15 protein-coding genes are annotated in these 22,630 nt (G+C 35.9%); 2 read left to right on the forward strand and 13 right to left on the reverse strand.

Annotated elements, in window-relative coordinates:
* Positions 1–266 precede the first annotated feature (266 nt).
* The gene (locus tag CC92_RS0110410) at positions 267–1,820 is read right to left on the reverse strand and encodes an AraC family transcriptional regulator (RefSeq protein WP_029502946.1); all 1,554 of its coding nucleotides are present in this window, start codon (positions 1,818–1,820) and stop codon (positions 267–269) included.
* A gap of 220 nt (positions 1,821–2,040) precedes the next feature.
* On the opposite strand from CC92_RS0110410, the gene CC92_RS21615 reads away from it, so the two are divergent.
* Complete coding sequence (locus CC92_RS21615) at positions 2,041–4,266, forward strand: S8 family serine peptidase (RefSeq protein ID WP_051650717.1); 2,226 nt, start codon at positions 2,041–2,043, stop codon at positions 4,264–4,266.
* Positions 4,267–4,500: 234 nt separating this feature from the next.
* Here CC92_RS21615 and pepF read toward each other — a convergent pair whose 3' ends face one another.
* The 11 genes from pepF to CC92_RS0110470 all read right to left on the reverse strand — a co-directional run bounded on the left by pepF (position 4,501) and on the right by CC92_RS0110470 (position 19,794).
* On the reverse strand, positions 4,501–6,294 hold the full coding sequence (gene pepF, locus CC92_RS0110420; protein ID WP_029502944.1) for an oligoendopeptidase F: 1,794 nt from the start codon (positions 6,292–6,294) through the stop codon (positions 4,501–4,503).
* A gap of 17 nt (positions 6,295–6,311) precedes the next feature.
* Positions 6,312–7,322: a LacI family DNA-binding transcriptional regulator gene (locus CC92_RS0110425; RefSeq protein ID WP_029502943.1), complete on the reverse strand. Its 1,011-nt coding sequence runs from the start codon at positions 7,320–7,322 to the stop codon at positions 6,312–6,314.
* 106 nt (positions 7,323–7,428) lie between these two features.
* Entirely contained in the window at positions 7,429–7,935 is a 507-nt protein-coding gene (locus CC92_RS0110430) for a Gx transporter family protein (RefSeq protein ID WP_029502942.1), read from the reverse strand.
* Between the two features lie 394 nt (positions 7,936–8,329).
* Entirely contained in the window at positions 8,330–9,676 is a 1,347-nt protein-coding gene (locus tag CC92_RS0110435; RefSeq protein ID WP_029502941.1) for an ABC transporter permease, read from the reverse strand.
* Positions 9,666–10,274 carry a hypothetical protein gene (locus CC92_RS21620; RefSeq protein WP_051650716.1) on the reverse strand — a complete coding sequence of 203 codons (609 nt, stop codon included), beginning with the start codon at positions 10,272–10,274 and terminating at the stop codon, positions 9,666–9,668. Before CC92_RS21620 ends, CC92_RS0110435 begins: the two co-directional genes overlap by 11 nt.
* A 17-nt stretch (positions 10,275–10,291) precedes the next feature.
* The gene (locus tag CC92_RS0110445) at positions 10,292–12,781 is read right to left on the reverse strand and encodes a COG1361 S-layer family protein (RefSeq protein ID WP_029502939.1); all 2,490 of its coding nucleotides are present in this window, start codon (positions 12,779–12,781) and stop codon (positions 10,292–10,294) included.
* A gap of 238 nt (positions 12,782–13,019) precedes the next feature.
* The gene (locus CC92_RS20940) at positions 13,020–13,931 is read right to left on the reverse strand and encodes an ABC transporter ATP-binding protein (protein ID WP_029502938.1); all 912 of its coding nucleotides are present in this window, start codon (positions 13,929–13,931) and stop codon (positions 13,020–13,022) included.
* A 335-nt stretch (positions 13,932–14,266) separates the two neighbouring features.
* Positions 14,267–14,884: an AAA family ATPase gene (locus CC92_RS0110455; RefSeq protein WP_029502937.1), complete on the reverse strand. Its 618-nt coding sequence runs from the start codon at positions 14,882–14,884 to the stop codon at positions 14,267–14,269.
* Between the two features lie 104 nt (positions 14,885–14,988).
* The gene (locus CC92_RS0110460) at positions 14,989–17,619 is read right to left on the reverse strand and encodes a transglutaminase-like domain-containing protein (RefSeq protein WP_029502936.1); all 2,631 of its coding nucleotides are present in this window, start codon (positions 17,617–17,619) and stop codon (positions 14,989–14,991) included.
* On the reverse strand, positions 17,620–18,831 hold the full coding sequence (locus CC92_RS0110465; protein WP_029502935.1) for a DUF58 domain-containing protein: 1,212 nt from the start codon (positions 18,829–18,831) through the stop codon (positions 17,620–17,622).
* A 12-nt stretch (positions 18,832–18,843) separates the two neighbouring features.
* The gene (locus tag CC92_RS0110470; protein WP_029502934.1) at positions 18,844–19,794 is read right to left on the reverse strand and encodes an AAA family ATPase; all 951 of its coding nucleotides are present in this window, start codon (positions 19,792–19,794) and stop codon (positions 18,844–18,846) included.
* Between the two features lie 271 nt (positions 19,795–20,065).
* On the opposite strand from CC92_RS0110470, the gene CC92_RS0110475 reads away from it, so the two are divergent.
* Positions 20,066–21,676 (forward strand): amidohydrolase, encoded by a 1,611-nt coding sequence (locus tag CC92_RS0110475; RefSeq protein ID WP_029502933.1) that lies wholly within the window; start codon positions 20,066–20,068, stop codon positions 21,674–21,676.
* 79 nt (positions 21,677–21,755) lie between these two features.
* Here CC92_RS0110475 and CC92_RS0110480 read toward each other — a convergent pair whose 3' ends face one another.
* Positions 21,756–22,610: a PfkB family carbohydrate kinase gene (locus CC92_RS0110480; RefSeq protein WP_034218408.1), complete on the reverse strand. Its 855-nt coding sequence runs from the start codon at positions 22,608–22,610 to the stop codon at positions 21,756–21,758.
* Positions 22,611–22,630: the final 20 nt, after the last annotated feature.

Raw genomic sequence — 22,630 nt, forward strand, 5'->3', positions numbered from 1 at the left:
GCATAAAAAAAAGACCTCTTCCATAGCCAGTTTACTATATCATACTCTGGAGTTCTCGTCAATGATCTTTTTTTGATTTTATCATATTTCTACTTGCTTTATTAAGAAAAAATTATTACTTTCTATCATTTTGTACCATTTTTTATAGTTTATACCTTTATCATAACCTAATATTTAACTTACGTCAAGTAGAGACTCTTTTTCTGCTATGGCAGAAACCCTCACATTTCTACCATAGCAATCTATCTTGAATTACTTTTTATAAACTACCGTTTCCCTTTATTTTCAACAAACTGTTTTGGAGTAACTCCTACATTTTTTTTAAACACTCTAGAAAAATAGTTTGGATCTTTATAACCTACCATATAACATATTTCTTGTATATTTTTGTCCGAATAAATTAACCACTCTTGTGCTTTTTTGATTCGAATATTAGTTAGATAATCTACGTAGGTAACTCCCATCTTTTCTTTAAAGATACGACTAAAATACTGAGGACTTATATTTAAAATACTAGCTACCTCTTCTAATGTAATATCCTCATCATAATGAGTGTCAACATAGCGCAGAACTTTTCGTATCGCCGCAAAGGAATTCTCATTTTGATTATCTCTTACTGACTTTAAAACGTAATTAACGCTCCGAAATGCCCAAGCGTTGATTTCTCCTTCAGATAACGAATCTAATTCCCGTAAGAGTTCCATATAATTGGTATACTCAGACTCGCTTCCACCGTCTCTTCTAGTCTTGTTTGATGCCATTACAATTAGTTCTAACAGCTTATTTTTTTTATCTAATATATTATAATTGGAGAGCAAATCAAGTAATGTTACCAAATTATTCAATGCTTCTTTATTTCCATCTCGTACATTTAATAAGAACTTCTCTTCCATCTCTGTGTAAAATTGCTTCTTTTCTTTTCGTTCTTCTGCTACATCTTGCACATGGGAGATACTTCCCATGCGATCATATCTTAAGCTTCGAAGAGCTTCTTCATAGGAGACTACAAGTTTATCAATCGGCTTTAAACTTCCAATACCAACCTTTGCTTCAATTTGGAACATGTCACGGAATACTTTTCGTATGTACTCACCATAACGGATTTGTTCTACTTTTGAGGTATTGCACTCCAATCCGTACTTTTCCATGACAAAGATGACAATGCTACGTGACATCTCCCTTCCAACAATACAGCGATAACCAGGGGTAACATTTTTCTTGATTAGCTTGCTAAACCGCTCATATGATATCCTTTCTTTATAGTTTCCTTTTTCTAATGATACATAGATGACATATCCACTACCACTTAGATTGAGCATATACTGATAATTTTTCCACTCCCATTGGAAGTCTTCATCATATAATACGGAATACACAAAACTAAATTCAATTAATTCCATAGCCTGTGCAGCTAAGATTTCGCGGTCCGCCACTAGTTGATATCTTCTACGCTCAGAAGTCTCACAAATTCCTTCCATCGCCTGTCGAAGCTTCTCTTTTGTGATTGGTTTCATAAGATAGGAATGGGCTCTAACTTCTAACGCTTTTTTTAGACTCGTAACAGACTCGTCTTCTCCATATACTATTATGCCGACTTCATTATCTAGTTTACGTATCTCAGAAGCTACAGCGAATCCATCTGTACTTTTTAATTCTTTGGATATCAGAATGATATCTGGATGGTGTTCCAAAAAAACATGACAAGCACTTTGACCATCACTTGCCATACCAATGATTTCGGCACCTTTTATCAACTGCTGAACAACTCCGGTGATACTTTTCATCTGATTTAAACTGATATCGACTAATAGTACTTTCATTGTTTTCCTCCTCTTTTGGTTATGTACATTCCTAATATTCTGATTTTAATCTATTTTGACATATAATTGCCACTAAAAAACCATAATTTTTGTCTAAAAATAAGATTGTAAATAAAAATAAATATGATATTATTGAGTTGCTTTTGAAAGAGTATATATTTTTAACATTAATATAGATACCCAGTAACCAGTTAATTTTCATTCAAAGAAGGAGCTTTCTATGGTACATATTCGAAAACATATAAACTTCATATTAATCTCGCTGCTTCTTTGTCTTTGTTTTCCAATAAATAGCGAAGGACAAGAGCCTAGCTTGTTTGACACAAACAAAGAAAAAGGTGAGGTTGTCTCTGATAAAGCAGCAGATTCCTCCTTAACTGAACTCGTTCTCCTTTGGGATGCTAAGGTATCAAGGGAAGAAAAAGAAAAGGTCTTATCTACTTATAATACATCGTTACAAATCCTTGAGGAATTTGACAACTACATGCTTTGTACAACAAATATCTCCGATACCGATTCCTTAATACATACGCTTCGAGGATTCAAGGAAATTAGTGCTGTTGATTATAACGGGGAGATTGCACTACTATCCACCGATGATCCGTACTATTACTCCCAATGGCCGGTCGAAAACAATGGCAACTATTTACAACATACTCTAAACAGTCAAGTTCTTCAGTCTAGTACGTATGACATTGACTTAGAGCTATCTGAAGCTTGGACTGCTTATAATAAAGATAATCATCAAACTCGTCAAGTAATCGTAGCCATAGTGGATACCGGAATAGATTATGAACATCCCGATCTAAAAGACCAGATGTGGATCAATCAAAACGAAATCCCAGGAGATGGTATCGATAATGATAACAATGGGTATATTGATGATATCTATGGGTGGGATTACTATAATAATGATAATACAATCTGTCATTATGATACTAAAACTATGGCCGCTAGTAAAGAGGATAATGATGACCATGGTACACACTGTGCTGGAATTATTGCAGCCTCTGCAAACAACCAGATTGGAATTGCAGGAGTAGCCTCTAATATTGACGTAAAAATAATGTCTTTAAAGATTCATGGAGGAGTGAATGGTAAAGGAACTATCGGGAATGCAATAAAAGCAATTAAATATGCTACCATGATGGGAGCTGATGTATGTAACCTAAGTTGGGGTTCTACTACCTATAATCAAGCTCTTGATCAAACAATCAGGGAATCCTCTATGTTATTTGTTGCAGCTGCTGGAAACAGCGGTGCAGATAACGATGCAATACCGATGTATCCGGCCAGTTTACCTTTAGATAATATTATTTCTGTTACTTTTATTAATCCAAATGGTGCTTTAACAGTAAAGTCTAATTACGGTGCAACCTCAGTAGATATAGCAGCTCCTGGCGTAGATATTCTAAGTACTGTTGTAGGCGGATACCGTGCTTCCTCTGGCTCTTCCATGGCTGCACCTCATGTAGCAGGGATAGCTGCAATCTTATACTCCAGCGCCTCACAGTTATACCCCTCTAATGTCAAAGAGGTATTACTGATGAATTACAAGCCTTTAACGAATTTAAGCTCATTTACTTACTATCCTGGAATACCAAATGCCTACGCATGCATTGAGGCCATGGACTTATTACAAAGCGATACAAAAAAACCGTCTATTTCGATCAATACAGGATATGAGAATGGTAGCCTCATTGCTTTTATTGAAGCGATTGACAAGGGTAATTCAGGAATTCGCGTTATTTCCTATCAACCTGGAAAGAAGACCTTAGACGATTTTAAACATGGTACAATTGGCACATCGATTAACGAAGGAAAAATAGATGTAGCGAAGGCTGGTTGGTATACCTTTTACGTTAGTGACTATGCCGGAAATGAGGTTATTTTACCATATGAAATAATAGATGATAACAAAGCCCCAACTATTACTGCAAGCTATAGTACCTCGCTAATCGATAATACAATCACTATCTCTACCACCATTAAAGATTCAAAAAGCGGTATTAAAACTGCAAAATACCTACCTGGCAAAAAGACAGTCAAAGATTTTCTTAGTGGTAAAGAGGGAACCCCTCTTAATCTTAGTAACCATAACGCTTCGATACAAGTGACAAAACCCGGTACTTATACCATATACGCCTCGGATTACCGCGGGAACAAGACTGTTTATGTGATTGATTGCGAATTAATTCCTATCACTGATGTTGAACTATCAGAGGAAACAAAAACTTTGTCCATAGGTTCTGTAAGCCGCTTAGATGCAGATGTCACACCTCGCATTAACACAGATCGACTTTACTATTATTCTTCTAATCCTTCCGTTGCAAGTGTAAGTCAATGGGGATTAATACATGCCAAATCAAAAGGGCATGCTACGATTTATGTGCAAACTTCAAGTGGGATTACTCAAAAATGCAGAATTGTCGTTTTTAAGGAATAAGAGTAGTTTATGTATCTGTAATCTTTCAACCAACAAAATGGAGCTCTTCGTAAGTTTTCTTTGATAACAACAAGAAAAAGCACGCTTCGCGAACTTTTCCTTGTCATGAATAAAAAGAGGGTTGTTGCAAAATAAGAATTCTTTCATTATTTTGCAACAGCCCTCCTTTCTCTATCTATTGATAACTTTAATATTTCTAGAAAATTCTAGCACAGAAGCAATAGTGTTTCTTAACTATACTAAGCTTTCAAACTCATCTATTAAATCTCCAAGCTTCTTAAGGGCTTCTTCTACTGGTTCTGAGGTACTCATATCAATTCCTGCAATCTTTAATAAGGAAATTGGATCTGCTGATCTTCCGCCACTTAAGAATTGCAAATAATCCTTCACTGCCGGCTCCCCTTCTGTTAAGATACGGTTTGATAATGCTACTGCAGCAGAGTATCCTGTTGCGTACTGGAATACATAATAATTGTAATAGAAATGAGGGATTCTAGCCCATTCAATCGCAATCTTATCATCAATTACAACATCTTTTCCATAGTATTTCTCGTTTAATCCACGATAAGCTTCACAAAGCATATCAGCAGTCAGTGTTTCCCCCTGTTCTGACTTTGTATTAATGAGTAGTTCAAACTCAGCAAACATTGTCTGACGGTATAATGTAGTACGATAATTTTCAAGAAGATGATTGATTAAATACGCCCTCTTTTTCTTATCTGTTGTATTCTTTAACAAATATTGCATTAACAGATTTTCATTGCAGGTAGATGCTACTTCAGCAACAAAGATAACATATTCACTATAAATTGTTGGCTGAGTATGATTAGACAAATAAGAGTGTAATGCATGACCCATTTCATGAGCTAACGTAAACATACTATCAAGAGTATCCGAATAATTCATCAATACATAAGGATGAACTCTTGCACCAGCGGAGTATGCACCACTACGCTTTCCTTCATTTTCATAAACATCAATCCAACGACTATTAAAACCTTCTTCTAGGATACGGATATAATCCTCTCCTAATGGTCTTAACGCTTCTATGATTGTCTTCTTTGCTTCCTCAAAACTTACTTTACTGTCTGCTTCTTCTATAATTGGGGTATAGAGGTCATACATATGAAGCTCTTCTAAGCCAAGAACTTTCTTTCTTATCTCCATGTAACGATGAAGATAATGTAGGTTCTTATTTACTGCTTCGATTAAGCTATGATATACCGATACTGGTACTTCTGTTACATCAAGAGCTGCTTCAATCGTAGTGTTGTATTTTTTAGCCTTTGCAAAGAATTGTAATTGCTTCACCTGCGAATTTAAGATAGATGCTGACGTATTCTTAAATTGCTCATATACACTATAGAGTGCATCAAAAGCTTCTTTTCGTACTCTTCTGTCTTTGCTTTCCATGAATGGAATAAAGTTACCATGAGTAACACGAACCTTATCACCATCCTCATCTGTAATCTCAGGGAATACTAAATCAGCATTATTCAGTGCTGAATTAATGCTGCCTGGTGTAGATGCCATCTCTCCTGCAGCAGCAAGCAACCTCTCTTCTGCATCTGAAAGTACGTGTTCCTTCATTCTTCTTTGTGAATCTATATGACGACGGTATAATTCTAAGCCTTTTTCTTCTTGATAAAATTCTTCTAACTTATCGTCTGGTATCGATATAATTTCAGGAGTCTCAAAAGAAAGAGCTTCTGATACTTCTACATAAGCAGTCATCATCGCGCCATCCATCGCTTGATAAGTGGAATTTTTGGTGTCCTGATCATGTTTTCTTGAAGAATAATTTAACAAGTCATCTAATAATCTTAATAATTCCTCTACTTGTTGATAAAACTCTAGTAATGTCTTAGCACTGCTACCAAGTGTTCCTTTAAACGTTAATAATTTTTCCTTATATTCTTTTAATACTTCGAGATTTTTGTACCATAGTTCATCGCTTGCAAATAAATCTTCCATAGCCCATGTATTTTCTATAGCGACTTCACTACGTTTTTTTAATTCTTTTGCCATGGTGGCTCCTTTCTATATTATCTAAGTTTTTTAACAGAATCGCCTATCATTAATTCTGCCCTTAACACAATATTCTCCAAAGGGGTAGACATAGGACTTTCCATTAAACAAATTAATTTTTTTGCTGCATGTTCCCCTAATTTTTCTGTATCCTGCTTCACTGTGGTTAACTTTGGTTCTAGAGCTTGAGAGATAGAGATGCCATCAAATCCTGCTACCGATATATCCTCTGGAAACCTTAGTCCAGCTCGCTTAATAGCTTTAATAACTCCAAGCGCCGCGTAGTCATCAGAAGCTATAATGCAGGTTGGCCTATCCGAAAGGTTTAATAATTCATACGTAAATTCCTCAGCCGACTCAGCAAGACGATATTCGCCTTCTTTCATATAACTTTCTGGTATCTGAATTTCATGTTCCGCCAATACTTGGTGAAATGCAACCAAACGATTATGAGTTACAGAACTCTTATTTCCATGGATATAGGCTATTTTCTTATGCCCCATCGAAACAATATATTCCACCAGTTCTCTCATACCACCGGTGTTATCCGACAAGATACTGATTGCTTCATTGAACGAATGATCAATTGTAACAACTGGAAAATCACTATTCACTACATCTAATACCTCAGGGTTGGTAAAGTCAGCACATACAATACAAATTCCATCAAAGTTACGATATTTACAATGCTCAAGATAAGTCATTCTACGATTTCCTATATTGTTCTCAATAAACGTAATATCATAACCACCACGACTCGCATTCTCTCTAAGTGCGGCTAAAATGTGTGCAAAGTATTCATTTTTTAATCCATAAACAGATAGGGTATCAAATAATACACCAATATTATATGATTTTTTAAGTTTCAGTTGTCTGGCATAAGAGTTTGGTACATACCCAAGCTCCTCTGCTGCTTTCATAACCGCTTTAGAGGTCTCTTCTCCTATTTCTCGATATCCATTTAATACTTTACTTACCGTTGAGACTGATACCCCACATTTTAACGAAATATCTCGAATCGTAGCCATCTTCTTATTCTCCTGTACTGATATATTTTTCTGACTAATGTTTATAGGAAACCACTTTGCAATTCCCTGTAAATTACCAATACCTCTTAACCTTATCTCAGTGTCTTTACCATTGATTTATTGCTCTCGATAACTTCTTCCAAACAATTGCTCCTACAATTCCAATCACTGTTCCCATACCAATTCCCCCTAAAATCAGATATGGAAGTTGAAATATAATAAGTCTTCCTAGCACACACATAGCTACTATAATCTGACCCACATTATGGGCAACACCGCCAGCAATAGAAACACCTATCATACTAAAACCTTTTATCTTCTTTAGGCAAATCATGGTGAATAGACTTAAGAAAGCTCCTGCCATGCTAAACCAAAACATTGACATATTACCAAAGGTCAAACTTACTAAAAGTACTCTCACTACAGATAAGCTAAATGCTGCATTTGCTCCAAGTGCATACAATCCTATTAACACAACAATGTTAGCTAAACCAAGCTTAATTCCGGGAATAGGAATTGGTATTGGAATCAGAGTTTCAATGTAACTTAGAATAAAGGCAAGTGCAATCAACATCCCATAGAGTGCTATTTTTCTTGTATTACTTTTGTGCATAGATTCTTTTGCCTTTCTATTTCTTAAAGAAGCAGTACATTTATATAAATCATGGTCTTAAGCTTCTCTCATTATACTAAATTATCCCTAGAGAAGTTATATCTGCCATGCTTCCATGTCATGAATTATATACCATTTAAATAAGTGAAACAAGGGTATATTATTTTATTTCTATGTATTATCCTATAAATTGCTGTTTCTACACAAGTTATCTTAGTATAAAAGCAACCAAAAGCGTAGCAATAGTACAACAGCCATTGCTACGCTTTTTGGGTAATCCATTTTACTTTAAATCATCAGTTTAATTTTAACTTATTGGTTCGTTATCTCTTAACAAATTACAAATTATTTAGCCCTCAGGCTATCAATTCCTATTAATAAACTTAATAACCTTTTAGCCTTCTGTTTTCATTGCTTCAATAGCACTAATTTTTGTAGCACGTCTTGCAGGAATATAACCCGCTATAACACCTACTAAAATAGCAAATGAAGTTGCTAAGATAGGAAGCCACCATGGAATTTGCGAAAAATCTGTTCCGGTTCCGTCAACATACCAGCCATTTCCTGGGATGATACTGGAGATTAATTTCCCACCATATTTATTTACCGCCCATGAAGCCACGTAACTAAATGCAATACCAATACCCCCACCAATCAGACCAATCATACCTGCTTCAAATAAAAACAGTTTTTTAATATCACGGACTACGCAACCTAGTACTTTCATGACACCAATTTCTTTTGTTCGCTCATAGATGGACATAATCATTGTATTTGCAATATTGATTGCAGAGACAAGCATTGCAATTAAACCGATACCAGCAAATACATTCTTTAACATATCCGCAGTTTCAATCATTGGACCAAGTTCCTGCATAGCACTATAAGCCTGTAAGCCTAATGCCTGAATTTCTTCTACGACTTTATTAACATCACGAATATTATCTGCATTTACCCAAGCTTGAGAATAAGTCTCGATTGACTTCATTGCTTTTTTTCTATCCTCAACTTTTAAGGTATTCGCATACTTTGTATAGATTTCCTTAAAATAGTCAATATCCATGAAACCACTGTAGGAATACATCGTATTTTCATCGTTTGTAAAATAAGCATAATTATCATTTATTGTAACTTTATATGGTCGTTTCTTATCATTTTGTGCATAGTCTTGGAACGTGAAGGTTACCTTATCTTTTGATAGGTCAATTGTCTTCGTCTTTCCATATCTAGAAGAATAATCATAAAAATCCCTTAGACAATTAGAACCTAATAAGATTTTTGTTTTAACCTCCTTCGATGGATAGGATCCATCTTCTAACATGGGAATACCAAATTCTTTCAGTACAGAGAAATCCACTACCATCAAATCGAGCCAAGACTGATATTTCCCACTCATTGGAGTCACATATTTATTGATAATCGGTGATACAAATTTTACATTCTCAATCTGTCTTATCTGCTCAATGATATCATCATCAAGTTGAACTTGCTTTTGTTGACCACCATCCGATGAGGAAATATAAAAGCCACCATTTCCGCCAGTAGGATACACATTGATTAAGGACAGACTACCATTTGACATGACAGCTTCCTCGTATACACTATCAATCCCAATACCAATGGATATCATGACCACGATTGAGATTGTGCCGATTACCATACCAACGACTGTTAATGCAGTTCTTGCTTTTCTACGAAATAGGTTTCTTAAACCCATTTTTAACAAATCACTAATCTTCATACAGATCAAGTCCTTTTTTGATTCTCTTCTTTGCCAACAAGATACCGATTACAATACTAAGTACTAACGTAACAGATGTGATTCCTATTACAAAAGGCCAACTTGACATTACAGTTCCTTTTGCACTAGTTACTGGAACTTCTCCAATCATATCTCCACCCATGGAACCCTCTAAGGATCCATCCATCATACCATCAATACTTCCATCGACTACTCCGTCTACTGCTCCATCAACTGCTCCATCGACTGCTCCGTCTACCACTCCATCAACTGCTCCGTCTACTGCTCCATCGGTAGTTCCGTCTACTGCTCCATCGACTGCTCCATCGACTGCTCCGTCCACTGCTCCATCAGCTGCTCCATCAGCAGCTCCATCAACTGCTCCGTCTACTGCTCCATCGACTGCTCCGTCTACTGCTCCATCAGCTGCTCCGTCTACTGCTCCATCAGCTGCTCCGTCTCCTGTCAAATCAACCGTATCGGAAGCTCCCTGGTTTTGTATTGTCACATTGGCATCTGGGGAACTGTTTGTAGTAGAGGAACTATTCGCTGAACTATTACCTGTTACTGTTTGTTGCAAAAATTCTATATTAACCATTTTTTCTCATCCCCTTCTTAGAAATTACTGTCTTGTTTATGAAGTTTTCTTTTCTGAATCTTTATTACTATTAAGCGTACAACTGGTATGAATATCGCCAAGATTGCAAGCTGAATCACAACAAATAGCCATGGAGCCATGATATCCTTAGGTGCCTCTGGGATTGGATTCTCATTGAAACCTGGAATATCGTCAATCGGAGGTGTCTCTGGGGTATAGCTACTATTTACAAAAATATCACTAAATTCATATGGATGAGAAACTTCCTCTCCAGTACTATCTTCAAATAAAATGTATAAGGTACCAGAAGCCGTTCCTTCTACCTGAGGCATAACTGGTATTTCTACATACTCTGGGCTACCTGGTTGTATTGTACCAAGATAGAAAGTTGTTCCTCCATTATCTAGTGTAAAATCTCCATCTAATGAAAACCTTACGTTATTTAATGGAGATTTACCCATGTTAATGAATTCAAATGTCATCGTACTTGAAATACCTATAGATGGCATCTCACCATACATACCGACAGCAAAATTCTGAATGGAAGGTCTAAGGTTCTCTACCGCTTGTAGTTTTAATTTATCTGTAGTTTTAACACCACCTGTTTCTAGATCTACCTTGCTCATTCCATCGTACTCATATTCGAAAGTAAGCTCAATTTCGTAAGCCCCTGTCGTAACATCTGACTTCACTTTCATATTCATTGTTTGCTCATACTCTGTTCCTGGTTCAATACTTGGAATATAAAAACTATTACTACCTTGAGTAGCTGAGAATATATTATCTGCTTGTGTTACAGTAACTTTAATATTCTTTGCAGACTTTGACATATGAGTGTTTTTAATATTAAAGGTAAAGTTAAAAGTAGAGCCTGCTTTTAATTCTTCCTGATCTACAGTGTATCCACTTATAATAAGCTTTGGTTTACTGTTAGAATCATTTATTACATTTAAGATGTAAATCGGTGTCTTCATGGATTGTTTTGATCCACTTCCATCCACATAGTCACAACCGATAGTTAAGGTATTTAAACCTTCTACAATGTTTGCTCCTACTTTAAAATCTAACGTAACTGTTCTTGTTTCACCTGCTTTTAATGAACCAATATTTCTAACAGCCTGAGAATCAAGTGGCTCAAATCCTGCACTACTTAATTCCTGACCAGATAATGTTACGTCTGTGATTGTTGAATTTCCTTTGTTTTGTACATTAAATGTCACAGAAAGTTTTTGACCAACCACTGGAGAAGATGGATTTTGAACTGCTCCACTAATGATAACCTCTCCAGTCTGTTCTGGAGTCTCTGGTTTTACTACAGTAAGATATGCTTTGGTGACTGCAGAACGAGTTTCCCCTTCACTATCTGTATAGCTTACTTGAACTGAGATTTCTTGTAATCCTGCTGTAGCGGAATCTGTTACTAATAGTGGTATAGTAAAATTGTGTTTGCCACCTGCTGTAATATCGTCAACCTTAATTCCTTCGGATTCATAATTTGGAATAATGCCGTTTGTCACACCTACTCCACCAGCAATTGAAATCACTACATTAGTAGCTTTTTTCTTACCGATATTTTCAATGGATCCTTTTAATTGATAGGAGGAACCTGCTAACACTTTATCGTTCACTGAATTGCTTTCAATGGTAAGTTTTGCATCATCAGAAGTTCCTGTGCTGATTTTTTTAAGAGTAATGTAGATACTCTTACTTACATTGCCGTCTTTTCTTTCAATATCCTTATACGTAAAATTAGCAGATATTGTTTGAAGTCCTTCTTTGGCAGTTGGTAATACTTTAACTGGTACCTTAATTGTTTTACTCTCACCAGCCTTTAAATCACCAACCTTAATACTCTCTATCGTATAACCTGGAATCATTCCACTTTCTTTATAATCTAAAGTTACATAAGTATTATATGCTGCAATCTCACCTTCATTTTTTACTACAAAGGATAAATCAAAACTATTCCCTATGGCTGCTGCATCTTCATCATAGGAAATTTTATCAATAGTAATTTGTGTCGGTGCTTTTTCCTTCGTAACTCTAACGGTTAAAGGTAAGGAAGTATTAATGGTTGGATATTGTCCATTAATTTCGTCAAATTCAATACTAGTGTATTCTAAATTGATATTAAGATCGTATATGCCAATACCAGCACTATCTTTCATCGTAATGTCAAACTCTAAGAATCCACCATCCATGGTACTAATGCCTTGAACTTCACCAGTTACATTTTGGTTTGTAATAGTAACATCTCCGACTGTAAACGGCGCATCATCAGCTGGCCTTGCCACAATTTGAGGTTTTTGTATGTAAGTTCTTGTTGCTACAACTGGAATCTTAACATGCGTTACTTCACCAGGGTTCGCATCAATTACTTTTTTCTTACTATCGCTTAACTTAATATAAACCTTATCTGCTTCCGCTTTTGCGGTGACTGCATTTCCGAATCCCGCAAAAACCATGGAGAATATCAGAAACAATGCCATTAACTTCTTCACTTTCATTTCTCATCCCTCTTCTTTCCTATTCTTTCAAATTTAATAATCAAGCTATACGTTCTTTTTACCTGCATTCTTACGCAAACTTTTTACATTTCAAAGTTTTATAGTACAAGAATAATACCATTTGGTCAGTTACATATTTCCCAAGCCAACAACATCTCTACTCATATCATATAAGCTCATTGTTGTTAATTTCTATATGCCTTACTCAATAAACCTTTCATACTAACTTTCCGATTACTTAATTCTCCTCTTTATCTTCCGTTGTAGCACTAACAAGTTGTTGTGCGTCCTCCATTTTTGTCTCGTCAATTTTTGCGTCCTCGATTTTTGTGTCCTCTGTGACGCTCTCTTCCTCTTCAGAGAAAAACTTCAAATTCTGCTCGCTAGATTCGCCAGATTCCTCCGGCTTTGTTATATCACGAAGTATCTCAACCTCCTGAATTTTCCCGTCCAAAATATGTATAATTTTGTCCGCATACCCCGCGAGACGTTTATCATGTGTAACCATAACAATCGTTTGCTTATTATCTCTGGCAATTTGTTTAATTAGATCCATAACCTCCATTGTGGTTTTGGTATCTAAGTTACCTGTAGGCTCATCCGCAAAGACAATCTCAGGTTTTGCCACAAACGCTCTTGCAATACCAACTCTCTGCTGCTGACCACCACTCATTTGCTTTGGTTTATGCTTTAATCTTGTACCCAGACCAACCTTAGTGAGCATTTCCTTTGCGGCTTTTTTACGTTTCCTAAGTGGAACTTTTTTAAATACCAGAGGGAATTCAACATTCTCTAATGCGGTCATAGAATTTAAGAGATTGTAGGATTGAAACACAAACCCAAGAAAGTTTTGACGAAATCTTGCAAGATTATTTTCATTCATCTTATGAATGTTCTTGCCTTTTATAATAATTTGTCCGCTCGTAACTTTTTCTATTCCAGCCATCAAATTTAGTAACGTCGACTTTCCAGAACCAGAAGTACCAAGCAGACAACAAAATTCACCTTTTAATATATCAAAGCTAACATCATCCACCGCACAAATTCGTTCTGAACCCATACGATAGACCTTTTTCACATGTTTCACTTCAATAACCTTCTCAGGTTCCTTATTTTGCTCCTGTTTCTCAATAACTTTATTATCTCCCATTCTCCCACCTTCTTTCTTTCAATTTTTCGTCATTATATTGTACGGAGCATACATATCACACTTAATAGTAACGGATAAATCTTACTAACATTCCATCAGAAATCTTACATTTTTCTTAAATCCTATAAATTAAATGTTACATTTGATGTTAGCAGTTTAAAAAAGTAACAATTCTCTATTCATCCTAACTAGAAAAAGAGCAAAAACTCCTCCTTATCATGAATAACCGGATGATGATATAGAATACTAATCACCATCCGGAGTGCTGAACTACTTATTTACATATTCTCTAGGTTAGTCCTATAATAATATGCTAATTATCACTAATATTTCTCTTATTGCTGTGCATGTTTTAAAAATTCGATAATGCAGTCCACGCAATTATCAATACCAATATAGCTGCTCTTTAACGATAAATGATAATTTTCTGCTCTACCCCATTTTTCAGAAGCATGATAGTTATAATAATTTGCCCTACGTTTATCAATCTTTAAGATGTTTTCCTGCGCTCTGTTCGATGATAAGTTATCCACCTCAATTGCTCGCTTAATACGAAATGGTAAATCCGCCCACACAAAGACATTCACCACATTCTTCATATCCTTTAAAATATAGTCAGCACAACGTCCTACTATAACACAAGGACCTTCTGCAGCAACCTTTCTTATCACATCCGACTGTGCAAGGTAGATTCGATCATCTAAGGACAAGTGAGAAAATCCTAATTCTTGATTTCCATACGTATTCATCCCCATTGCAATCGAATATAACAAACTGTTCGTTGCTTTACTTTCTGCATTCTCAAATGCTGCTTCAGCGAATCCACTTTCCTTGGCTGCTCTAGTAATAATTTCATTGTCGTAGAACGGTATCGAAAGCTTTGCGGCCAGCTTAGCTCCTATTTCTCTACCACCACTGCCGTATTGCCTGCTAATTGTTATCACCTTGTTCATACTATCACTCCATTCTATTAAATTGCGAGTCCAGTGTAGTGTTTCAACTTGACTATTTCGTCACCTTCATTATAACATAAATATATCAAAAATTATACCTATTTTTATAAACATTTCCAGTATTTTAAGAAAAAACGGTTTATATTATTTTTTTCTTTAAATATTCTGACTCTAATATCCCGGTAGAATAACAAAACAAAAGAAAGGTCCTTTTCTGTTATCTCTAGTTTCGAGAACCTCGCACGTAATGCAATTAATACCACACGCTGATACCCTTTTGGTAGTAGTGGGCATAATTTTTCTACTTCGATTGCATAATCTTGATAAGATGTTACATTTCGTTTTTCATAACCGAGATAATCAAGAATTTCTTCTAGTTCTCGATAACATGCTAATACTCGCTTTTGATTTGTGCCCTTTTTAAGCTTCATGGTTCTTTGATACCATATCAATCGATACCTAATATAAATCAATATACCAATAACTACGACTAAGGTTACTAACCATAAGAGAATTGAAATATACCATGGTATTATCTTTGATTTCACTGTTTCTATTGGTTTTCCTACATCGTTTTGTTTTGGCGGAATACTGACTGAAATGGTAGGTTGTGGAGCAATCGTCTCCGTTGGTGATATTGTGCTTGTTGGGGTATTGGTTGGGGCTTTTGTTGGGGCTTTAGTCGCTGTAGGAGAAAGTTTATCTTCATTTACTTCTGGTAATATTTCTGATATTCCTGAGTTACTATACCCTTTGGTAACTTCAATAGGTAACCATCCTATACCGTCAAAATACACCTCCACCCAGGCATGTGCATTCGTATCCTTAATGTCAACAATCTTATATCCATCTATCTGCGTACCGTATGTTTCTTTATACCCCCCATTATTAACATCTTCCCCCGTTACAATATAGCCTTCCACATAACGTGCTGGAACTCCATTATTACGTAACATGAGCACTGCAGAGGATGCATAATGAGCACAATACCCTATCTGGTTATCAAATAAAAAATATTCTACATAATCTTTTCCTTTTGGTACCAATCCAGGGGACAAAGAATAATCCGTATTTAAATTCAAATAAGAAATAACACTGCTTATCATTTCTAATTTTCTCGTGTTTCCAGTGGCATCCGATTCAAATACTAGCTCTTTGAGACGTGATAACCCTTCACTAGGTAACTTCGTATAAACATCATAAACAAACTCACGATATTCTTTTTCATAAGACCATATCGAGTTTACACTATTCACAGGATAATCATGTAATCCCTCTGCCTTATAACTTAAATCTAAGGCAATACTATTCAAATCATAGTACTCAAGTAGATGATAGATGTTTGAAACCTCATAATTATTCTGTGGCTTTACCGGGCGAAAGTATTGATCCCCCACCATAGATACCTCATCGAGTGAGAAATGCTGTGTAAAATACGGCGCATAAAGAAATTTATCATTCGCATTTACATGTTCAATACTCATGCTTTGTAAATCTGCCTGTAGATTTATTGCGTTACTCGTAAGGTGTATTGATTGATCTCTGTAGTATTTCGTATCCAATACCGCTTCCAAAAACTGTGAAGCCAGATCATCCCCATTATAATACCCTTGATATTTTTCCTGTATTTTGTTATAACGTTCCTGCTCTTTTTTTGTTAAATCACCCCAATGATCTTCCCCATAGGAAACACCAGCATACCCCTTTAGATAACACCAATTAAAATCCTTACTAAGTGTTAGACGGAGTGCTGTTTCCTTTGAGAATACGACTTCAGCAACCTGATTAATCTTGCCACTATTAAGCCCTCCAGAAGCTTTGTCTTTATCGTTGAATAAAGGAATCTCGCCAAATTTCTCCTTTAACATATTCATGGTATTTTCATACGAAAAGTCATTTAAGAAGTTTTGAATCTTATGCTTCTGTTCTTTAAAATTTATTTTTTTTTCATAATTATAGGGTGTTAAGATACTATAAACAAGAAGCATGGAAAGCAGCGTTACCGCACTAATTGTTAGGGCAGATTTTATACGCACAACTTGCTTTTTTCCTTCAAATCCGATTCTCGCTTGCTTGTTCTTTCGATTAAATCTATGCATAGAGACCGGAATATAGTCCATCGATTCCACTGCATAGACCACTAATAACGTGAGTAGAAATGGTTTCCAAGGTGGTACAATCCCTAGCAATAAAATGGAACCATAGACTACAATTACAAGTAAAAGGTATGCCATACGTGTGCAGCGTTTCCATACAATAAGTGATAATATTAGCGAAAAAATTGCAAAGACAACCAAAAAAAAGGTTGTAACACATAGACTTTGATCCCCTTTTGCTACGTAAAGATATAGCCGTAAACCAAAATACTGATTTATTTGTCTAAGAATTGCATTCTCTACATAAAAGAACCCATTTACTATAATATCGATAAGTTTCCATATCACATAAGTAGCAAAAGCAAAACTAATCGGCCATGCGTAACGAGTTATTTTACCTCCTTCACACAATCCCATTAGAATAAAGGTTATCACAAGACCAATAAAAACAAATAACTTGTGATTTAGTGGTAAGGAAAAGGCCAATGCAAAGCCATATAGAACAGAGGCAGCTCCGGTGAATACGATCATGTATTCTAACATCCAGTTCCACCATAACTTCTTTCCAGAACGATTTGACGAAACACGAATGCTATCATTGATACGGATACTTGTTGATTTGTTTTTCTTATGACTCAACTATTTTCCCCTCCATTCCCCTGGTAGCATTCTAAGTTCCATATAAAGATTATCTGCGGAAAGAAAAGACGCTGTCATTCCTTGTTCAAGCGCCACGGATTCTGTGTGATTATTTTGCATATAGATAAAGTGAGTCCAAGCATTTTTCCTACTCCTGACCATTGCTTGGGTAGCATCCCTTATCTCCATGCCGGCTAAATAAAATATGTTAGTGTACTGCTCTTTACTATATTGAGCCTCATGATAAACCGCTAAACTTTTCTCTTGAGGGAGACGACTATTGGAAAATAAAATAGCCAGAATCTCATACAAATCCTCTTCATTTTCAATACGGAATCGTTTACAAATATCCTTAACAGGGTCCTGCCAAACAAGAAAATGTATTTGCTTTTGCGTAATCATAGAAAAGGATAACGAAACCATTGTTTCCATCATCCTATCTAGGTATTCTATCGGTAAAATCGAAGGAATTCCATTTATATTAAAATGAGTATCAAAAAATATGGCAACCGAACAATTGATAGGCAAACCATACTGCTTCACCATCAACTTATCTTCTTTTAAACTTAACTTCCAATGAATACGATTCATTTTATCACCATATTCATAGTCTTTTAAGCCAAATATTTCTGATACGTCATCTCCACTTTGTGTTGCTGAAAATAATTCACTTTCTATTAGCACACTTGGATTATCCAGCACGAGAGATTCCTCTATAACATGGATATTCGGAAGTACTGTAACAGTTAACTCCTCTTTGTTTTTTTTCCTAACACACCAGAGACCCAAAAAATCATAAAACTTCACATGTTTTAATGAAAACTGTAAAATCCCACAATAATCCGATGTCATGGTAAATGTATGACTTTGCTCACAGGAAGAATCTACGATAGCAATCATCTTCTCCTCTTGCTGTATTCCTTCAAATTGATTTTGATACGATAAATTCATCCTGATTAGGGATACTGGAAAGATTGATCGATTCGTGATTCGTACCACCATTTGATATGGTGTTCCTTTTTGTACGATAGAACTATCGCAAGTTAAAGAAATATCCACGAACTTTCGCACATAAAGCATTATTATCCATAGTAAAACAGATATCATAAACACTGTGAGGAAAACAAACATCATAATATATTCATCATAAAGAATGGATAAAAGCCCTAAAAAAAATACAACTAGGAAATATCCGATTTTTGCTCGAACCATGCTTGTCCTCCATTAACGTTTCACAACTAACCTAGGAGCAGACACTATATTTAATATCTGATCGATTACCGCTTCCATTGTTACATTACTGACCCTAGCTTTCGGTTTCAATAACATTCGATGCATCGTCACATCACGGAATATGGCTATAACATCATCAGGAATCACATAGGTTCTCCCTCTTAAGAAGGCATAAGCTTTCGACATTGAGGTTAATGCCAACGTTCCTCTTGGGCTGACACCAAGTGCAATCAAATCATGCTCTCTCGTCTTAAGTACAAGTTTCGCTATATACTCATACACCGCATCATGGACAAAAATCTGGTCTACAACACGTTGCATGGATATTAATTCTCCTTCATCAATCACACAGTCTACTAAATTAAGTGGATCACTTGTATTTCTTCCTTTTAATATTTCAACTTCACTGCGGATATCTGGATATCCCATAGACAAACGTACCATAAAACGATCCATTTGTGATTCTGGTAACATCTGTGTTCCGACAGACCCAATTGGATTTTGAGTAGCTATCACAACAAATGGTTTGGGAATTTCTCTTGTAATACTATCCACTGTAACTCTACCCTCTTCCATAACCTCTAATAAGGCAGACTGAGTCTTTGAAGATGTTCGATTGATTTCGTCCGCCAAAAATAGGTTGCAAAATACACTTCCCTCTTTAAAATGTGGTTCTAGATTGTTTTTTTCATAAATATGAAAACCAAGGACATCGGAGGGCAGAACATCCGGTGTAAACTGCATGCGATGATATTTTAGATCCATAGCTTTAGAGAATGCTAATGCGAGTGTTGTTTTTCCAACCCCAGGGATATCCTCGATTAGAATATGCCCCTTTGCTAAAATTGCAGTTAGAACTTTTCGAATGATTTCATCTTTTCCAATCACTACTTTACGTATTTCATCTATTATTTGTTGCGATTTATTCACATATTGTTCCATTTGTCCCTCCTAATTTTCGTTTCCGAAGTTTTACAAAACGCATAAAACAAATTTACCATATTATGCCCATTTTATCAAATAAATCTTTGGTAAATTGTTCTTTGTAATGTTTTTCTTAACAAAAGGAAATAATATTTAGAAAGAATTTAGATATCAAAATACTTAGCTCATGTATAATTAAAACATGTAATATGGATCCTTAACTTGTTTATATACTGCACCATTAAAGGATGAAATTTAGAAAATTTTATACGTAATCACGGAGGTAACAATGATAAAAAAACTCTATAGGAACGGTACAATAATCACAATGGAGGAAAGTCTTTATGCGAAAGCCATTCTTACATGTGATGGTATCATTAAGAAAGTTTATTATGAAGAAGATCCCCTGCCAATGAAGGAGGACGGTATTGAAATTATTGACTTACATGGACACACTTTGCTTCCAGCCTTTATTGATTGCCATAGCCATTTTTCAGGGTATGCAAGTTCCTTATTACAGGTTGATTTAACTGAAGCAGTCTCTTTTTCAGATATCACCCAGATGATTACTAGATTTATGAAACGTAATCATGTTTCTCCTGGTGAATGGGTATTATGTAGAGGGTATGATCATAATAATTTGAAAGAAAGAATTCATCCAACCCTTGCTCTACTTGATAAAGTCGCTCCTAAGAATCCTATTCTTTTGCAACATCAATCCGGTCATATGGGTGTACTAAATTCACTCGCTCTTAAACAATTAGACATTACAACAGAAACAAAATCACCAGAGGGCGGTGTAATCGGTGTGAAAGATGGTAAGCTTACCGGTTATCTTGAGGAGAATGCCTTCGTAAGTTATTCTAAAAAAGTACCGTTTGGCTCCAAAGAAGACATCTTTTACGCCTTAAAAGAAGCACAAAACATTTATGCCTCTCATGGGATCACGACCGCACAGGAAGGTTTTGTCGTAGAAGAACTCGCAGGAATTTTAGAGTATCTAATGCAATCTAATACTCTAACCATTGATTTAATCGGATACTTGGATATTAAGGAACGTGATGCCTTATGGAATCGATTTAGCCCCTATATAAAAAAATATCATAACCATCTAAAAATTGGTGGATACAAAACTTTTCTTGATGGTTCAGCACAAGGACGTACTGCGTGGATGCTAACACCATATGAAGGTACTCCAGAATATCTAGGATATCCTATCTTATCCGATGAAGAGCTAAAACAGCTAATTCAAATAGCTCTTAAAGACGATATGCAACTGCTTGTCCATTGCAATGGTGATGCAGCGACAAACCAATATATCAATCAGTATAGAAGTGCAAAAGAAGAGCTTAATAGCACTAATGACATTCGGCCTGTTATGATTCATGCACAACTACTTAGGAGAGATCAGCTAGAGGAAGTAAAACGCCTTTCTATGATTCCTTCCTTCTTTGTAGCCCATGTTTATTACTGGGGAGATACTCATATTGAAAACTTCGGATATGAACGAGCTAGTCAGATTAGTCCAGCGAATTCTGCCTTACAAAAAGGCATTTTATTTACTTTTCATCAAGATGCTCCCGTCATCGAACCAAATATGTTAGAAACAATTTGGTGTGCAGTCAATCGTATTACGAAAAAAGATGTTCTTATTGGTGAAGACGAAAGAATCTCTCCACTTGAAGCATTAAAAGCAGTTACCATTCACGGTGCATATCAGTATTTTGAAGAAGATAGGAAAGGGAGTTTAAAAGAGGGTAAACTTGCAGACTTGGTTGTTCTTTCTAGGAATCCTTTGGCAGTACCAGTAGAAGAAATAAAAGATATTAAGGTTTTAGAAACGATAAAAGAAGGAAAAACAATCTATCGAAATACAGATGATAAGATATCCACCGATTAATTTCATAACTAAAAAGCTCTTAGAGATTAGATATTCGCAATATTATATTGCCTATCATATCCTTAAGAGCTTATTTAAATTATAAATCTTTAAGACATAACTCAAAACATACACCATTTCTTGAAGGAACATCATATTCCTCTGTTGCTGTGAGAGCTTTTGATAAAAACTCTACTGCCTTCCTTACTGCTTCCTTAAAAGTTGCACCACGTACCATATTCCCAGCTAACACAGACATAAAAACATCACCAGTCCCACAACGCTCTTTTCCAATACGAGGTGTCCTAATTAGTTCTATGCTTTCTCCATCAGAAACCATATTTCCAATAGTTTCACCATAATCCAATCCAGTAATTACGATATATTTTGGTCCACGTTCATGTAATTTCTGAAGCATCATCTCTAACTCTTGGTACGTTGGCGTTTCATTAGGATATGGTAACTCTAACAATCTGCAACATTCCGTAAGATTTGGCGTAACCACATCTGCATAGGTTAAAAGTCGCTGATATCCTAAGCAGACCTCTTCGGTAGATACCGAATATAACTTTCCATGATCCCCCATAATAGGGTCAACGAATATCAGTGTCTCCTTTCCAGATCTTCGTAACCTTTGAAAAAATCCTTCTGTAGCTTGTAACTGTTTGATATTGTTATGAAAACCACTACTTGCACCATCAAAATTAATCTCTAAGTTGTCAAAATGCTGAAATGCTTCCAACTGAAACGTAGCCATATCCCTTGCTACTACTCCTTCAAATGCTCCATTGGCAGATAATACTACTGTTGGTATCGGGCAACATTCAACACCCATCGCTGAAATAATTGGGATAGAAACAGCAAGCGCACAACGACCATAGCATGCCAAGTCATTGATAACCGCCATCCTTTTTTGTCTTTTCCTTATGTTTTCTTGTCCTAAGTTTTCTGTCATAGATATTCCTCACGAATTCC

This window comes from Lachnoclostridium phytofermentans (genome assembly GCF_000733755.1).
Taxonomy (GTDB): domain Bacteria; phylum Bacillota; class Clostridia; order Lachnospirales; family Lachnospiraceae; genus Lachnoclostridium; species Lachnoclostridium phytofermentans_A.

What these genes read in the sequence shown, in the direction of transcription:
- CC92_RS0110410 (WP_029502946.1), bottom strand. Translation starts at nt 1,820, where the DNA reads ATGAAAGTACTATTAGTCGATATCAGTTTAAATCAGATGAAAAGTATC.
- CC92_RS0110470 (WP_029502934.1), bottom strand. Translation starts at nt 19,794, where the DNA reads ATGGAACAATATGTGAATAAATCGCAACAAATAATAGATGAAATACGT.
- CC92_RS0110480 (WP_034218408.1), bottom strand. Translation starts at nt 22,610, where the DNA reads ATGACAGAAAACTTAGGACAAGAAAACATAAGGAAAAGACAAAAAAGG.
- CC92_RS0110435 (WP_029502941.1), bottom strand. Translation starts at nt 9,676, where the DNA reads ATGAAGATTAGTGATTTGTTAAAAATGGGTTTAAGAAACCTATTTCGT.
- CC92_RS21620 (WP_051650716.1), bottom strand. Translation starts at nt 10,274, where the DNA reads ATGGTTAATATAGAATTTTTGCAACAAACAGTAACAGGTAATAGTTCA.
- CC92_RS0110430 (WP_029502942.1), bottom strand. Translation starts at nt 7,935, where the DNA reads ATGCACAAAAGTAATACAAGAAAAATAGCACTCTATGGGATGTTGATT.
- CC92_RS21615 (WP_051650717.1), top strand. Translation starts at nt 2,041, where the DNA reads ATGGTACATATTCGAAAACATATAAACTTCATATTAATCTCGCTGCTT.
- CC92_RS0110425 (WP_029502943.1), bottom strand. Translation starts at nt 7,322, where the DNA reads ATGGCTACGATTCGAGATATTTCGTTAAAATGTGGGGTATCAGTCTCA.
- CC92_RS0110465 (WP_029502935.1), bottom strand. Translation starts at nt 18,831, where the DNA reads ATGGTTCGAGCAAAAATCGGATATTTCCTAGTTGTATTTTTTTTAGGG.
- CC92_RS0110455 (WP_029502937.1), bottom strand. Translation starts at nt 14,884, where the DNA reads ATGAACAAGGTGATAACAATTAGCAGGCAATACGGCAGTGGTGGTAGA.
- CC92_RS0110475 (WP_029502933.1), top strand. Translation starts at nt 20,066, where the DNA reads ATGATAAAAAAACTCTATAGGAACGGTACAATAATCACAATGGAGGAA.
- CC92_RS20940 (WP_029502938.1), bottom strand. Translation starts at nt 13,931, where the DNA reads ATGGGAGATAATAAAGTTATTGAGAAACAGGAGCAAAATAAGGAACCT.
- pepF (WP_029502944.1), bottom strand. Translation starts at nt 6,294, where the DNA reads ATGGCAAAAGAATTAAAAAAACGTAGTGAAGTCGCTATAGAAAATACA.
- CC92_RS0110445 (WP_029502939.1), bottom strand. Translation starts at nt 12,781, where the DNA reads ATGAAAGTGAAGAAGTTAATGGCATTGTTTCTGATATTCTCCATGGTT.